The 15,560-nt window shown below is 59.1% G+C and carries 12 protein-coding genes; 7 read left to right on the plus strand and 5 right to left on the minus strand.

Annotation, left to right across the window (positions count from 1 at the left end; all coding sequences use genetic code 11):
* Positions 1-8 precede the first annotated feature (8 nt).
* The 5 genes from nuoM to LOY31_RS18445 all read left to right on the plus strand — a co-directional run bounded on the left by nuoM (position 9) and on the right by LOY31_RS18445 (position 6,234).
* Positions 9-1,541: an NADH-quinone oxidoreductase subunit M gene (gene nuoM, locus LOY31_RS18425; RefSeq protein ID WP_007951464.1), complete on the plus strand. Its 1,533-nt coding sequence runs from the start codon at positions 9-11 to the stop codon at positions 1,539-1,541.
* A gap of 7 nt (positions 1,542-1,548) precedes the next feature.
* On the plus strand, positions 1,549-3,012 hold the full coding sequence (gene nuoN / locus LOY31_RS18430; RefSeq protein ID WP_011334964.1) for an NADH-quinone oxidoreductase subunit NuoN: 1,464 nt from the start codon (positions 1,549-1,551) through the stop codon (positions 3,010-3,012).
* Positions 3,013-3,254: 242 nt separating this feature from the next.
* Positions 3,255-4,112, plus strand: a complete 858-nt coding sequence (locus LOY31_RS18435) for a hypothetical protein (protein ID WP_258711999.1) — start codon at positions 3,255-3,257, stop codon at positions 4,110-4,112.
* A 394-nt stretch (positions 4,113-4,506) separates the two neighbouring features.
* The gene (locus LOY31_RS18440; RefSeq protein ID WP_258712000.1) at positions 4,507-4,692 is read left to right on the plus strand and encodes a DUF2281 domain-containing protein; all 186 of its coding nucleotides are present in this window, start codon (positions 4,507-4,509) and stop codon (positions 4,690-4,692) included.
* A 216-nt stretch (positions 4,693-4,908) separates the two neighbouring features.
* Positions 4,909-6,234 (plus strand): OprD family porin, encoded by a 1,326-nt coding sequence (locus LOY31_RS18445; RefSeq protein WP_258712001.1) that lies wholly within the window; start codon positions 4,909-4,911, stop codon positions 6,232-6,234.
* 149 nt (positions 6,235-6,383) lie between these two features.
* Here the strand turns inward: LOY31_RS18445 and LOY31_RS18450 are convergent, their stop codons facing one another.
* The 5 genes from LOY31_RS18450 to LOY31_RS18470 form a co-directional block, all read right to left on the minus strand.
* Positions 6,384-6,716: a DUF2790 domain-containing protein gene (locus tag LOY31_RS18450; RefSeq protein WP_115078475.1), complete on the minus strand. Its 333-nt coding sequence runs from the start codon at positions 6,714-6,716 to the stop codon at positions 6,384-6,386.
* Between the two features lie 79 nt (positions 6,717-6,795).
* Positions 6,796-6,996: a co-regulatory protein PtrA N-terminal domain-containing protein gene (locus LOY31_RS18455; protein ID WP_085608374.1), complete on the minus strand. Its 201-nt coding sequence runs from the start codon at positions 6,994-6,996 to the stop codon at positions 6,796-6,798.
* A gap of 230 nt (positions 6,997-7,226) precedes the next feature.
* The gene (locus tag LOY31_RS18460) at positions 7,227-10,382 is read right to left on the minus strand and encodes a CusA/CzcA family heavy metal efflux RND transporter (protein ID WP_258712002.1); all 3,156 of its coding nucleotides are present in this window, start codon (positions 10,380-10,382) and stop codon (positions 7,227-7,229) included.
* Between the two features lie 15 nt (positions 10,383-10,397).
* Entirely contained in the window at positions 10,398-11,588 is a 1,191-nt protein-coding gene (locus tag LOY31_RS18465) for an efflux RND transporter periplasmic adaptor subunit (RefSeq protein WP_258712003.1), read from the minus strand.
* 49 nt (positions 11,589-11,637) lie between these two features.
* Positions 11,638-12,885, minus strand: a complete 1,248-nt coding sequence (locus LOY31_RS18470; protein WP_258712004.1) for a TolC family protein — start codon at positions 12,883-12,885, stop codon at positions 11,638-11,640.
* A 408-nt stretch (positions 12,886-13,293) separates the two neighbouring features.
* On the opposite strand from LOY31_RS18470, the gene LOY31_RS18475 reads away from it, so the two are divergent.
* Complete coding sequence (locus LOY31_RS18475; protein ID WP_007951475.1) at positions 13,294-13,968, plus strand: heavy metal response regulator transcription factor; 675 nt, start codon at positions 13,294-13,296, stop codon at positions 13,966-13,968.
* Entirely contained in the window at positions 13,965-15,374 is a 1,410-nt protein-coding gene (locus LOY31_RS18480; RefSeq protein ID WP_085608370.1) for a heavy metal sensor histidine kinase, read from the plus strand. The genes LOY31_RS18475 and LOY31_RS18480 overlap by 4 nt, the downstream gene beginning before the upstream one ends.
* The last annotated feature ends 186 nt before the right edge of the window (positions 15,375-15,560 follow it).

Raw genomic sequence — 15,560 nt, forward strand, 5'->3', positions numbered from 1 at the left:
AGCCCGTCATGATTCTGCCTTGGCTAATCCTGATCCCCTTCATCGGCGGCCTGCTGTGCTGGATGGGTGAGCGCTTCGGCGCTACCCTCCCCCGCTGGATTGCGCTGTTGACCATGACCCTGGAACTCGCCCTCGGCCTCTGGCTGTGGGCCCACGGTGACTATTCATTTGCTCCGGCGCCTGGCGCCGATCCGACCTGGGCGCTTGAGTTCAAGCACGTCTGGATCCAGCGCTTCGGCATCAACGTGCACCTGGCCCTCGACGGCCTGTCGCTGCTGATGATCCTGCTGACCGGTCTGCTGGGTATCCTGTCGGTACTCTGCTCGTGGAAAGAGATCCAGCGTCACGTTGGCTTCTTCCACCTGAACCTGATGTGGATCCTGGGCGGCGTTGTCGGCGTGTTCCTCGCCCTCGACCTGTTCATGTTCTTCTTCTTCTGGGAAATGATGCTGGTGCCGATGTACTTCCTCATCGCGCTCTGGGGTCACAGTTCTTCGGACGGCAAGAAAACCCGGATCTACGCAGCGACCAAGTTCTTCATCTTCACTCAGGCTTCCGGCCTGATCATGCTGGTGGCGATTCTCGGTCTGGTCCTGGTCAACTACAACAGCACCGGCGTGATCACCTTCAACTACGCCGATCTGTTGAAGACCAAGATGTCGATGACCACCGAGTACATCCTGATGCTCGGCTTCTTCATCGCCTTCGCGGTCAAGCTGCCAGTGGTTCCGTTCCACTCCTGGCTGCCTGACGCTCACGCCCAGGCACCGACTGCAGGTTCCGTCGACCTCGCCGGTATCTTGCTGAAAACCGCGGCCTACGGTCTGCTGCGTTTCGCCCTGCCGCTGTTCCCGAACGCCTCGGCCGAGTTCGCGCCGATCGCCATGACCCTCGGTCTGATCGGGATCTTCTACGGTGCGTTCCTCGCTTTCGCGCAAACCGACATCAAGCGTCTGATCGCCTTCTCGTCCGTTTCCCACATGGGCTTCGTACTGATCGGCATCTACTCCGGCAGCCAACTGGCGCTGCAAGGCGCTGTGATCCAGATGCTGGCGCACGGTCTGTCGGCGGCGGCACTGTTTATCCTCAGCGGTCAGCTGTACGAGCGTCTGCATACTCGTGACATGCGTGAGATGGGCGGTCTGTGGTCGCGTATCGCTTACCTGCCGGCGATCAGCCTGTTCTTCGCAGCCGCCTCTCTGGGTCTGCCGGGCACCGGTAACTTCGTCGGCGAGTTCCTGATCCTGATCGGTACGTTCGCCAGTGCTCCATGGATCACCGCGATTGCCACCTCCGGTCTGGTGTTCGGTTCGGTCTACTCGCTGATCATGATCCACCGCGCTTACTTCGGTCCGTCCAAATCGGATTCGATCCTGCACGGCATGGACGGTCGCGAACTGATCATGGTGCTGGGCCTTGCGGTACTGCTGATTTACCTCGGCGTCTACCCGCAACCGTTCCTCGACACTTCTGCCGCCACGATGCATGGCGTGCAGCAGTGGCTCGGCACCGCCTTCACTCAACTCGCTTCGGCCCGGTAAGAGCGCTATGGAATTCACGATTCAACACTTTATTGCGCTTGCGCCACTGTTGATCACCAGCCTCACCATTATCGTGGTGATGCTGGCAATCGCCTGGCGCCGCAACCACTCGCAGACCTTCCTGATTTCGGTGGCAGGTCTGAACCTGGCCTTGCTGTCGATCCTGCCGGCACTGAAAGTCGCGCCTCTGGCCGTGACCCCATTGCTGCAGATCGACACCTTTGCCTGCCTGTACATGGCGCTGATCCTGGTCGCCACCCTCGCTTGCGTCACCCTCGCCCACGCCTACCTCGGCGATGGCGGTTCGGGTTACCCGGGCAACCGTGAAGAACTGTATCTGCTGATCCTGATGGCCGCCGCCGGTGGCCTGGTTCTGGTCAGCGCGCAGCACCTGGCCGGCTTGTTCATCGGTCTGGAACTGCTGTCGGTGCCGGTCTACGGTCTGGTGGCCTACGCCTTCTTCAACAAGCGTTCGCTGGAAGCCGGCATCAAGTACATGGTGCTGTCGGCCGCCGGTTCCGCGTTCCTGCTGTTCGGTATGGCACTGCTGTACGCCGACTCGGGTTCGCTGAGCTTCGTCGGCATCGGTCAGGCACTGGCCGCGACCGGCCTGCCAAGCTCGCTGGCGCAACTGGGCCTGGGCATGATGCTGATCGGTCTGGCGTTCAAGCTGTCGCTGGTACCGTTCCACCTGTGGACGCCGGACGTGTACGAAGGTGCTCCGGCACCGGTGGCCGCGTTCCTCGCCACCGCTTCGAAAGTGGCCGTGTTCGCGGTCATGGTTCGTCTGTTCCAGATCTCCCCTGCTGCAAGCAGTGGCGTTCTGAGCAACGTGCTGACCATCATCGCCATCGCTTCGATCCTGTTCGGTAACCTGCTGGCCCTGACCCAGAGCAACCTCAAGCGTCTGCTCGGTTACTCGTCCATCGCGCACTTCGGCTACCTGCTGATCGCACTGGTGGCGAGCAAGGGTCTGGCCGTGGAAGCCATCGGCGTGTACCTGGTCACCTACGTGATCACCAGCCTCGGCGCCTTCGGCGTGATCACCCTGATGTCCTCGCCGTACAACGGCCGTGACGCAGATGCGCTGTACGAGTACCGCGGCCTGTTCTGGCGCCGTCCGTACCTGACCGCCGTCCTGACCGTGATGATGCTGTCCCTGGCCGGTATCCCGCTGACCGCAGGCTTCATCGGCAAGTTCTACATCATCGCCACCGGTGTCGAGTCGCACCAATGGTGGCTGGTCGGTTCGCTGGTACTGGGCAGCGCCATCGGCGTGTTCTACTACCTGCGCGTGATGGTCACCCTGTACCTGATCGAACCAAACCTGCGCCGCCACGACGCCCAGCTGCACTGGGAACAGAAAGCAGGCGGCGTGATGCTGCTGGCAATCGCCGTGGTTGCGTTCTTCCTCGGCGTCTACCCACAACCGCTGCTGACCCTGGTTCAGCAATCGGGCCTGGCGGGCTGATCGCTCAGCGATAGTTGGCTACAAACAGAAACGGCACCTTCGGGTGCCGTTTTTGCGTTTGGGGAATTCATTACGAGTGCCCTGCCCCTTCCTGCTTAAACTCCAGAAAGCTCCCGCTGAATTGTCGGTTTCGTCCTACACCCCGTATTCGGCTCTCGGAGCTATCGTGTGTGAGCGGGATAAAGCAGCTTCGCAGGCACATTGAATGCACTGACCGATCGACAGGACACAGGGAAATCATATTGAACATTCACAACATACATACCACTTACGAAAAAATGTATGCATATGAAGAAGAGATAAAAAACAGCATTTCAATAAAAACCCAAATAATATTTACAGCAATATTCGCCCTTGCTTCAGCAACAATTTATCTCGCGCGTTTTCTAGACTTCACATTCAACCCTAAGATTGCATATGTTATTTCTTTCCTCGCAGCAACAACGTTAGTAATTTCAGCAATATCCACATATTTCAATTGCAAAGCTTTTAGCGGCTCTGAATTCAACCGAATGCCATATGCAGAAAAAATCAAGGAATACTACGAAAGCCAAATAGAGTACAACGATGAGCTTGCCAAATATAACGCCCAAGTAGCTCAACACGAACAAATACCCTTAATCAACCCTGCCAAAGAAACCGCTAGCTTTATATCAAACACTTACATTAGCTGCTCTACACATAACGCTTTGGTCAACGAAGAGCGATCCCGCTGGGTGTTTAAAGCACTTTCAACTTTTCTGATGGCTTGTATTCCCCTCGCCATAGGCAGCTTGCTATTTGTTCTCTTTGACATGGACACCTCCTCTCCCAGGAAAAATTTTGCAATAAAAGATACATACGTGGGAGATCAAATCGCCGCCTTAAAAACTCAGCTGTTAAATGACTCTAGATCTGACGCGGTAGCAGACCTGAAAAAAAGGACTATAATCCTCGAAAATATAGTTCTTCAAAAAGGGGCGGAAAAATTGAGCGAACCCAATAAACCAGCATTGAGCGAACAAAAAGCTCTGCCCCAAGCGCCTGTAAAACCGTCTGTTCCACCATCCAGGAAGACGTACGACGATATTAATGGCGGTCCCAATAGGAATCAGAAATGAAAGCGACCAACGGCCCGTCCAAACCAGTAAATGAGACTAGACCCACACCACCAAAAAAGCCCTCTGCACCAGTGGTACGCCGTGTTGTCAACGAGAGAGTTATCAATAGAAAGGAAATAGCGCTAGATAATAGATGACCATCAATCGAAACCATTCGGTCATGATCTACCACTCAAAAAAACGGCATCTTCGGATGCCGTTTTGTTTTTTGGCGTTTCATTTCAAAAAACTCTGACACCCCTGATGGACGCAACCTAAGATAGCGATCCTTTTATCGTAAATGCCGTCTGCTCTTTAGGAGTTTTCCTGCAAGTCACTGGGCAATGTATGACATTCGAAAGGATCCATTTGCCAGTAAATTCGAAGATCAATTTTCTGGAGGAGATGGCGAACCATGAAGCGAGATATTTTTTCAGAGTTGATGGATGGCCTCGAGGCGTTAGCCGAAGAACGCAAAGACAAAGTCACCTTGAAAAAAACGCGCGCCCAACGGATCGGAACCATGAAGGGCAAACTCACACTTCCCAATGACATCGATACCTCTCTGCCAGAAGACGTGCTGGATAGCTTCGAACGTTAGAAACGAACATCTGCATACATGGAACGATTAGCCCCGCCCTGTATGTGAGTTTCGACTCCACCCACCTAACGAAATTGTAATTCCCCAATCACCTCCGCGTTATCTGCAGCCTGCAACGATGTCACCCGGCGACCATGCCGGCGGGCCCCTTGCCCGTCGAACAATAAAACCCACGCCGAAGCTCGTTCCCGTTCTGCCGAACCCTAGGAGTGATTGATGGTTAACAACACAAAAATGTCGATGGCCGCTCTGGCAGTGGTTGTCGGCGCCGGGCCGTCCACGGTGTTTGCAGAAGAAAAACCCGAAGGGTTTATCGAAGGCAGCAGCCTGACGGTGCTCAACCGTAACCTTTACTTCAACCGTGACCACCGCAACGGTCAGTCCAGTCCCACGGGCAATGGTTATTCCGAAGCCTGGGCCCACGGCATCATCGGCAAGTTCGAATCCGGCTTCACCCAGGGCACCGTCGGGGTCGGGGTGGATGCCTTTGCGATGATCGGCCTGAAGCTCGACACCGGCGACGGTCGCAACGGCGGCCGCAGTTCGTTCGATGTGTTGCCGGTCAACAGCGACGGTGAAGCGCGGGACGAGTACACCAAGGTCGGTGGCGCCGCCAAAGTGCGCGCTTTCGATACGGTGGTGAAAGTCGGTGATGTGTTCCCGGCCAACCCGGTGGTCGCGGCAGGCGATTCGCGCTTGCTGCCGGAAAGCTTTCGCGGTGTGACGGCGACCAACACCAGCATCGAAGGTCTATCGATCCAGGGCGGCCGGCTGCATGCGATGAGCCAACCGGTGTCCAGCGACCTGCGTGAAAACTTCGCAACCTTCTATGCCGGCCCGGTCAATTCGCCGTGGATCGCTTACGGCGGCGGCGATTACGCGCTGAACAAAAACCTCAGTTTCAGCCTGTACTCCAGTCGCCTGAAAGATGCCTGGAACCAGTACTACGCCGGCACCGCCTGGACGTATCCGCTGTCGGATGACCTGTCGCTGTTCGGCGGCCTGAATTACTACAAGGCTGTCGACGAGGGCAAACAATTGCTCGGCGAGTTCGACAACAACATCTGGAGCGGCCGCGTCGGGGTGAAACTCGGCGCCCACTCCGTCGCCCTCTCCCACCAGCGCAACAACGGCAATGACGACTTCGATTACCTGCGTCAGTCCGACTCGATCTTCCTCGACAACTCGATCCAGTACAGCGACTTCAACTCGCCGAAAGAACGTTCGTGGATGATGCGCTACGACCTCGACATGACCACCTATGGCGTACCGGGCCTGTCGTTCATGACCCGTTACGCACGCGGCACCGACGCCGATTACTCCAACGCCAACGCCGTGTACATGCGCCGCGATGCCGAGGGCAATCCGCTGACCGACCAGAAGCGCTGGGAACGTGATATCGAAGTCAAATACGTGGTGCAGAGCGGTTCGATGAAAGACCTGTCGCTGCGTCTGCGCCAGGCCACGACCCGCGCCACCGCATTCGAGTCAGACCTGGATGAAGTGCGGGTGATCGTCGAATACCCGCTGGCGATTCTCTGAGTTTCACGAGCAATGCCCATTCACCTTTAGAAGCTCCTTGCTCCTTTGGTAAGAGGTGAATCTTTGGCGCCCTTCGGGGCGCCTTTTTTATGGATGAAAAAAAGCCCGACTCACTGAACATGAACCGGGCGTTTCAGCGGGAATTAGCGTCAGCCACCCTGCTGACGACAATTCCCCATCACGTTGTAAGTGACCGTATTGAGCTGCCCCTTCGAGTCCTCGTAAGTCATCGCAGCCGGCACAACAGCGCATTCATTCTTTGGCCGGACAACGCTCACCACCTTCTTCACATCCAGCTTCATCCCGTACTCATATTCCTTGACCACCGGCGCCGCTTTGCCCTGACTGGCCGCGTACTGCTCCATGGCTTTGGTGTTGGCACTGAGCGCCCGGTCGAACGTTCTGTCGCCACCGCCTTCGGCCAACGCATTCAAGGAGATCGCCATGACAGCGGTAAACGCCAACAGCTTTAGAGTTTTCATATTCGCTTCCTTCAAATCACGACTCATAAAAAAGCCCACCATCGATGTGCGATGACGGGCTCATTCACTGGCAGCACGCTTACAGGTCTTGGGTCTTGTCGTCCTTCTTGTCGTTCACGACGACCGGATCACGGGCCTTTTCCTTCGTAGCAAAAATCTCCATCGAGCGCTCATTGGCGGCCATCATTCGGTCGAAAGTGCGGTCGCCGCCACCTTCGGCCAACACCAGGGAAGACATCATCAGAGCCACGGCAAACGCGCCAATCTGTGCAAGTTTCATCGTTGATTCCTCATTCAAGTCACTGACGGGATCAAGGTAACAATCCGAACCTTTCGTGACGGTGGCGCCGAAATTACATATCCGTTATGTGCCACCGTCCTATTGGATCAATACAAAAACTGTGGGAGCGAGCTTGCTCGCGAAGAGGCCGTGTCAGTCGACTAATGAATTGAATGACAGACCGCTTTCGTCGGATCGCCGCCCGGAGCAAGCTCGCTCCCACAGGTAGATCATCTATTCAGTTGACCAGTGTCCTCGTCCCGACGATGTGCCAGCTGATACAGCGCCGGCAGGATCAGCAACGTGAGAATGGTCGAGGACAGGATCCCGCCAATCACTACCGTCGCCAGCGGTCGCTGCACCTCGGCCCCGGTGCCGGTCGCAAGCGCCATCGGAATGAAGCCCAAAGACGCCACCAGCGCAGTCATCAATACCGGGCGCAATCGCGTCAGCGCACCTTCGTGAATCGCTTCGGACAGCGAACGTCCCTCCTCCCGCAAGTTACGAATGAACGCAATCATCACCAGCCCGTTGAGCACCGCCACGCCGGACAGCGCGATAAACCCGACACCCGCCGAGATCGACAGCGGAATATCGCGCAGCCACAACGCCATGACCCCGCCGGTCAGCGCAAACGGAATCCCGGTGAACACCAGCAAGCCGTCCTTGAGGTTGTTGAACATCATGAACAACAACCCGAACACCAGCAGCAACGCCACCGGCACCACGATCTGCAAGCGCTTGGCCGCCGATTGCAGTTGCTCGAACTGCCCGCCCCAGGTGGTCCAGTAACCCGCCGGCACCTGCACGTCGCGCTCGATCGCTTCGCCTGCCTCCGCGACAAAAGAACCGATGTCACGCCCACGCACGTTGGCGCTGACGATCACCAGGCGCTTGCCGTTTTCGCGGCTGACCTGATTCGGCCCCAGCACCAGATCGAGGCTGGCAACGTCCTTCAGCGCAATGAAGCCGATCTGACTGGAGGCATCACCACCCGCCGCCGGCACCGGAATCAACAATGCCGACAACCCGTCGATGTCCTTGCGCATGGCGTCGGACAAGCGCACCACCATGTCGAATCGACGGTCACCTTCATACAGCGTCCCGGCCTTCTGCCCGCCGACGGCCACCGCAATGGTGTCCTGCACATCGCCAACGTTGAGCCCGTAACGCGCGGCCTTGTCGCGGTCGATGTTGATGGTCAGCACCGGCAGACCGGTGGTTTGCTCGACCTTGACCTCGGACGCGCCGTTGACCTTCTGCATCGCGGCGGCAATCTTCGCCGCCGTGGCGTTGAGCACGTCCATGTCATCACCGAACACCTTGACCGCCACGTCGCTGCGCACGCCGGAGATCAGTTCGTTGAAGCGCAACTGGATCGGCTGCGACAGTTCATAGTTGCTGCCCGGCAGCGTTGCCGCGGCCTGTTGCAGTTCGGCCATCAGGGTTTCGCGGGACTTGCCCGGGTCCGGCCATTGCTCCTTCGGTTTGAGCATCACGTAGCTGTCGGAGATGTTCGGCGGCATCGGGTCAGAGGCGATTTCGGCAGTGCCAGTGCGGGCGAATACACGCTCGACTTCCGGCACCTTATTAAGGATCAACGTCTCCAGCCGCTGCTGCATATCCACCGATTGCGTCAGGCTGGTGCCCGGCACGCGCAACGCCTGCAAGGCAAAATCGCCTTCGCTGAGACTCGGCACAAACTCGCTGCCCATGCGGCTGGTGACCACACCGCTGAGCACAATCACACCCAACGCAGCACCGACCGCCATCGTCCGATGGGACATGACCCAGTTCAGCGCCGGTGCATAAACGCGACAGGCGCCGCGCATCACCACGCCCTCTTCTTCCTTGACCTTGCCGGTCACGAACAGCGCAATTGCCGCCGGCACAAAGGTCACCGACAAGAGCATGGCGCCAAGCAACGCGATGACCACTGTGAACGCCATCGGGTGGAACATTTTCCCTTCGACGCCGCTCAGGGCGAAGATCGGCAGGTACACGACCATGATGATCAACTGGCCGAAAATCAGCGGGCGCCGCGCCTCTTTCGCCGCCGCAAACACTTCATGGAAACGCTCGGATCGCGTCAGCAATCGCCCGTGATGCTGCTGCGCATGGGCCAGCCGTCGCAGGGTGTTTTCGACGATCACCACCGCGCCGTCGACGATGATGCCGAAGTCCAGCGCGCCGAGGCTCATCAGGTTGGCGCTGACCTTGTTGCTGAACATCCCGGTGAAGGTGAACAGCATCGACAGAGGAATCACCATCGCCGTGATCAGCGCGGCGCGGATATTGCCGAGGAACAGAAACAGGATCGCGATCACCAGAATCGCGCCTTCGACGAGATTCTTCTTCACCGTGGCAATGGCCTTGTCGACCAGATGCGTGCGGTCGTACACCGGCACCGCGATCACGCCGGCGGGCAAGGATTTGTTGATCTGTTCGAGTTTCGCGGCGACGGCCTGAGAGACCGTACGGCTGTTTTCGCCAATCAACATGAACACCGTGCCGAGCACCACTTCACGGCCATTTTCCGTCGCGGCGCCGCTACGCAGTTCGCGGCCGATGTCCACGGTGGCGACGTTTTTGATGCGGATCGGCGTGCCGTCGACGTTGGCCATGACGATGTTGGCGATGTCCTCGGTGCTCGCTACCTGGCCCGGCGCGCGAATCAGCAACTGCTCGCCGCTGCGCTCGATGTACCCGGCGCCGACGTTGGCGTTGTTGCGCTCCAGCGCCGTCACCAGATCGGTGAGGGTCAGCTTGTAGGCCGCGAGTTTTTTCGGATCGGGCGCGATCTGGTACTCCTTGGCAAAACCGCCGATGGTGTTGATCTCCGCCACCCCGGGGACGTTGCGCAGTTGCGGCTTGATGATCCAGTCCTGAATCACCCGCAAGTCGGTCGGCGTGTAGGGCGTGCCGTCCCCTTTCAGCGCGCCTTCCTTGGTCTCGACCGTCCATAAAAAGATCTCGCCGAGCCCGGTGGAAATCGGCCCCATCACTGCTTCCACACCTTCGGGCAACTGCTCCTTGGCGGACTGCAACCGTTCGTTGACCAATTGCCGGGCAAAGAACAGATCGGTGCCGTCCTTGAAGATCACCGTGACCTGCGACAAGCCCGAGCGCGACAGCGAGCGCGTCTGCTCCAGCGCCGGCAGGCCGGCCATCGCGGTTTCAATCGGGAAAGTGATGCGCTGCTCGGTTTCCAGCGGCGAGAATCCGGCCGCGCCGGTGTTGATCTGTACCTGGACGTTGGTGATGTCGGGCACAGCGTCGATCGGCAGTTTCTGATAACTGGCGATGCCGAGGCCGGCCATGAGCAGAACGGCGAGCAGCACGATGATGCGCTGCTCGATGGCAAACTGGATCAGGCGTTCGAACATGGGAGTCTTCCGCGATTAATGACTGTGCTCGGCCGAGGCTTTGCCCAGCTCCGATTTGAGGACGAAGCTGCCGGCGCTGGCGACTTGCACGCCAGGCTCCAGTCCGGCGGTGACTTCCACTTGCCCCGCCGCCCGACTGCCCAGCTCCACCGCTTGGGCCTTGAAGCCGTCGTCGGTGCGCACGAATACCGTGGGTTTGTCCTCGACGGTCTGGATCGCGGTTTCCGGTACGGCGACTTTGGCCTGACGGCTGTCGGTGGCGACCGCGGTGACGAACAGGCCGGGACGCCATGAGCCTTGCGGGTTTTCCAGGGTGACGCGCACGGTCGCGGTACGGGTCTGTTCGCCGAGCAGGCTGCCGACGTAAGCCACGGTGCCGCTGACTTCGGCGTTCAACTCCGCCGCGCTGACGGTGACGGATTTGCCCACCTGCACCTTGTTCAGGTCCTTCGGTGAAACGCCGAACGTGACCCACACCCGCGACAGATCCGAAAGCGTAAACGCCGCCGTGGTTTCATCGACCACCTCGCCCGGCGTCAGGTGTTTTTCCACCACTACACCGTCGAAAGGCGCCCGCAGTTCATATCGATTGCCTCCGGTGGCGACCACGCTGCCACTGAGCACGCTGATCTTTTGCCGGGCATTGCTTACGGCGATTTCGGCTTCTTCCAGGGCCTGACGCGCCTGAAGGAAATCCTGTTCGGCGGAGATCTTGTCCTGCCACAGTTTCTTCTCACGCTCGAACATCGTGCGCGCCAAGGCCAGACGGCGTTGCGCGGCTGCCTGCTCACTGCGCTGATCGGAAATCTGCTGACTGGCGATCACGGCCAGCAACTGACCTTTCTTCACCGACTGACCGAGATTGACCGACACCGACTCGACCACGCCCGGTACGCGCGGCACCACATGCGCGGTGCGGTCTTCGTCGAAGCGCACTTCGCCGGGAAACGACAGACCGAGACTGAAGTTCTGCGCCTGCGCGGCGGCCAGTTGAATCCCCGCCGCCGCGATCTGCTCTGCCGTCAATTCGATGTGCCCTTCTTCGGCGTGCTCGCCGTCAGCAGCGGCGCCTTCTTCGGCGTGATCGGCGTGTTCCGCCGCTTCATCGGCATGCGCATCGATCGACGCATTGCCGCTCCACATCGAGCCGATGCCAATGCCCAGCGCCAACGTCGCCGCAGCGACCACGATCAGTTTTTTGTCCATGGAAACTCCTCTGCGCCAAGCCATCGCGCAGTGATCAGAAAGTTGAAATTCAAGGGTTGGCGCTGAGGTCGCCGAAGATGCGTTCGATGCGGACCCGGGCGTCGGTCGCCTCGCTCACCGCCTGGATGTATTGGCTGCGAGCGGCGATCAATGTGCGCTGGGCGTCGAGCACGTCGAAGAAGCCGAACTTGCCCATTTCGAAACCGCGAGTGGCGCTGTCCACGGCACTTTGCGCGGCGGGCAGGATGGTCCGGTCGAACGCCTGGATTTCGCCGTTGGCGGTCTGCCATTGCGCCAGCGTGGTCTGGATTTCCGTGCGCAAGCGCAGTTCGGTGGCGTTGCGCAGGTCCCGCGCCTGATCGGTACGCCGAGCCGCCGCCAGCACGTTGCCCTGATTGCGGTTGAACAGCGGAATCGGCATCGACAGCCCCACCACGTTGACCCGCTCGCGCTCGGTTTCGCTGTACTGGCTGCCGATGCTGACGGTGAGATCGGGAATCCGCTGGGACTTTTCCAGCCCCAGCGACGCCTCGCGCTGCTCGATCTGCAACCTGGCCAGCCGCAGCTCCGCTGTTTCGTTCAGGCGCTCAAGCAAACGGGTGGGCGGCGGTACGCTGGGCAGGCTTTGAGTCGCGCTCTGCACCGTAGTCGACGTCGGCAACGGGGCGCCCATGACCTGCGCCAATTGCTGGTACGCATTGGCCTGATCGCGCTCGGCGCGGCTCAATTCCAGGCGCACTTCCGAGAGCTGCACTTGCGCCCGCGTGCCTTCCACCGGCGACGACTTGCCTGCCTCGATTCGTCCCTGCGCCACACGCAAACCGTGCTCGGCAAGCTGCAGCGACTGCCGGGCCAGTTGCAAACGTTGCTGCGCGGTCTGCGCACCGTTGAACGCTTGAAGCACGTCGGCGCGCAATGCGTTGCGCTTGCGCTCCAGCTCGATGCCGGCGGCGTCCTGCGCACGGCTCGCCACATCAATCCGCGCGCCACGCTTGCCGCCCAGCTCGATCGGCTGGCTGAGCATCACCGTGGTGGTGCGCGATTCGCGCCGGGTGTCTTCGGCCTCCCACGACACTTCGGGATTCGGGATCAGGCCAGCCTGCTTGCGGTCACCTTCGGCAATGCCGATTTCCCACTGCGCGGCGGCCAGATCAGGGTTGCCGGCGAAGGCCGTTTGCAGCGCCTGATCCAGGGTCAGGGTCGATGCACTGGCAAGGCTGGTACAGGCCAGCAACAAGAGGCCGCTGGCGGTTTTTTTCAGGCGTGATCGCGCCGTCAGTTCAATTAAACCGGGCAATGGAAGGCTTCCTTCAATCAAGAATCGTTGATGGCGCCACGGTAGGGTTTTGAACTTATCGACAAGGTGACGTGAACATTACAAATCCGTTATCCACGGTTTATCGAAGTTGTTTTGCTCTAGGATTCGAAGTTCGAATGAGTTTGTTGCAATAGATAGAAACAAATGCGCGTTAGTTATCCGCCGAACAGCACTTGCCGAAATGGAAGTCATGGAAAACCCACTATTTCGCTGCGACAGGCCGTCGCGGATGGCCGATTTAAAGGCATCAGGCGTTGACTCTGTAGCCACTACAGCCTTTACCGTGCACGCCATCCAGTTCCAAAGTCCGTCAGGAAGCCTCTGTAAAAACTGCAACTTCCCGACTCACTTACTTAAATACCCATTCATTAAAAGTGGTGAAACATCATGCGAATCCTTGTCGTCGAGGACGAGCTTAAAGCTGCCGAATACTTGCATCAGGGCCTGACCGAAAGTGGTTATATCGTTGACCACGCCGTTAACGGCGCTGACGGTTTGCACCTGGCGCAACAACAGGTTTATGACCTGATCATTCTCGATGTGAACCTGCCGGAACTCGACGGCTGGAGCGTGCTGGAACAACTGCGTCGCACCCACTCCACCCGGGTGATGATGCTCACCGCACGCGGGCGGCTGGCGGACAAGATCCGGGGTCTGGATCTGGGTGCCGATGATTATCTGGTCAAGCCGTTCGAGTTTCCGGAACTGCTGGCGCGGGTACGCACGTTGATGCGTCGCAGCGAGAACATTCCGGTGCCGCAGGTGCTCAAGGTCGCCGATCTGGAACTTGATCCGGGCCGTCACCGGGCCTTTCGCGGCACCCAGCGCATCGACCTGACCACCAAGGAATTCGCCCTGCTGCACCTGCTGATGCGCCAGTCCGGCGAAGTGCTGACCCGCACCCAGATCATCTCGCTGGTGTGGGACATGAATTTCGACTGCGACACCAACGTGGTCGAGGTCTCGATCCGCCGCTTGCGGGCGAAGATCGACGACCCGTTCGACAGCAAACTGATCCACACCCTGCGCGGTGTCGGCTATGTGCTGGAGGCGCGGGAATGAAGCCGGCCAGCCTGTCGCTGCGTCTGGGTCTGACGGTCAGCATTCTCGGCGCATTGCTGGTGGTGTTTCTGGCGATCCTCGCGTATTTCGCCCTGACCCATGAGCTGAACGCGCTATCGCGCGACAGCCTGGAAAAAAAGATGGAACAGGTCGAGCACAGCCTGACGTTGTACGCCGACACCGGTGAGATCAGTGCCAAGCCGCACATTCTGCTCGATCAGGTCATGGGGCATGACAACCTGACGCTGACCATTTATGACCTGAACAACCTGCGCACCCCGCTGCTCAAATCCGGGTCGGGCCTGACCGATCCACGGGTTGAACTGAAAGCGGTACGGGCGACCACCGATCAGTTGACCCACACCGACAGCGCCGATGCTGAAGGCGTGAAGTTTCTCACCGTCTCCAAGCTGATTCGCCTCAAGGACGGCAGCAGCGTACCAGTGCTGCTGTCGATGGATAACGCCCACGATCAGGCTCTGCTCAGCGCTTATTTGCGCTCGACGTTGATGGCTTTGCCGTTGCTGCTGGTGTTCATCGGCCTGACCGCATGGGGGGCCGTGCAGCGAGGGCTGGCACCGTTGCGCGAATTCCGCAAAGTAGCGGCGCGAGTGACGACGCAGGATCTCGATCATCGCCTGTCGGTGCTGAACATGCCCCAGGAACTCAGCGAGCTGGCGCAGGGCATCAACGTCATGCTCGATCGCCTGGACAGCGGCGTGCAGCAGTTGTCGCAGTTCTCCGATGACTTGGCCCACGAGCTGCGCACGCCGATCAACAACCTGATGGGCAAGGCCCAGGTGACGCTGTCGCGGGAGCGCTCGGTCGAGGAATACACCAACGTTCTGGTGTCCTGCACCGAAGAGCTGGAGCGGGTCGCGCGGATTGTCTCGGACATGCTGTTCCTGGCCCAGGCCAGCCAGCCTGCGGCGCACGCTTCGTTCGAGCCGATTGCGCTGGAGGAAGAGGCGTCCAAGGTGGCGGATCTGTTTTCCCTGACGGCACAGGACAAACAGATCGACCTGAAAGTCATCGGCAGCGCTCAGGTGTCGGGCGACCGGCTGATGATTCAGCGAGCGATTTCCAATCTGCTGTCCAATGCCCTGCGCCACTGCCCGTCCGGCAAGACCGTTTCGCTGTTCATCGAACAGGCGCCGAACGAGGTGTCGCTGCGGGTGAGCAATCCCGGCACAGGCATCGAAGCGCAGCACCTGCCGTATCTGTTCGACCGTTTTTACCGGGTCGACAGCAGTCGCACCCGTTCACAGGGCAGTACCGGTCTGGGACTGGCCATCGTGCATTCGATCATGACCTTGCATCAGGGCTCCGCGCAGGTTCAAAGCCGTCCGGGGGCGATGACGGTGTTCAGTCTGGTGTTTCCCGCGTTGCACCGGGAACGGCACTAAACCTTCAAGCCGATTTGTGCGGTGTTTTCTGAAACCTCATAGGAAAAATCACCGCACAAGTGCTGCATCCATCCCCGTAGATTCTTCAGTACGAATTTGCGTCGTCCCCGCGCTGAAACGTCTGACAACGACAACAGACAGAACGCCTCAGACCGCTGATTCCTTTCGCGTGGTTCGCCCGTTGCC

Source organism: Pseudomonas sp. B21-021, from assembly GCF_024749205.1.
Taxonomy (GTDB): domain Bacteria; phylum Pseudomonadota; class Gammaproteobacteria; order Pseudomonadales; family Pseudomonadaceae; genus Aquipseudomonas; species Aquipseudomonas paraglycinae.

What these genes read in the sequence shown, in the direction of transcription:
- nuoM (WP_007951464.1), top strand. Translation starts at nt 9, where the DNA reads ATGATTCTGCCTTGGCTAATCCTGATCCCCTTCATCGGCGGCCTGCTG.
- nuoN (WP_011334964.1), top strand. Translation starts at nt 1,549, where the DNA reads ATGGAATTCACGATTCAACACTTTATTGCGCTTGCGCCACTGTTGATC.
- LOY31_RS18475 (WP_007951475.1), top strand. Translation starts at nt 13,294, where the DNA reads ATGCGAATCCTTGTCGTCGAGGACGAGCTTAAAGCTGCCGAATACTTG.
- LOY31_RS18445 (WP_258712001.1), top strand. Translation starts at nt 4,909, where the DNA reads ATGGTTAACAACACAAAAATGTCGATGGCCGCTCTGGCAGTGGTTGTC.
- LOY31_RS18440 (WP_258712000.1), top strand. Translation starts at nt 4,507, where the DNA reads ATGAAGCGAGATATTTTTTCAGAGTTGATGGATGGCCTCGAGGCGTTA.
- LOY31_RS18480 (WP_085608370.1), top strand. Translation starts at nt 13,965, where the DNA reads ATGAAGCCGGCCAGCCTGTCGCTGCGTCTGGGTCTGACGGTCAGCATT.
- LOY31_RS18460 (WP_258712002.1), bottom strand. Translation starts at nt 10,382, where the DNA reads ATGTTCGAACGCCTGATCCAGTTTGCCATCGAGCAGCGCATCATCGTG.
- LOY31_RS18455 (WP_085608374.1), bottom strand. Translation starts at nt 6,996, where the DNA reads ATGAAACTTGCACAGATTGGCGCGTTTGCCGTGGCTCTGATGATGTCT.
- LOY31_RS18465 (WP_258712003.1), bottom strand. Translation starts at nt 11,588, where the DNA reads ATGGACAAAAAACTGATCGTGGTCGCTGCGGCGACGTTGGCGCTGGGC.
- LOY31_RS18450 (WP_115078475.1), bottom strand. Translation starts at nt 6,716, where the DNA reads ATGAAAACTCTAAAGCTGTTGGCGTTTACCGCTGTCATGGCGATCTCC.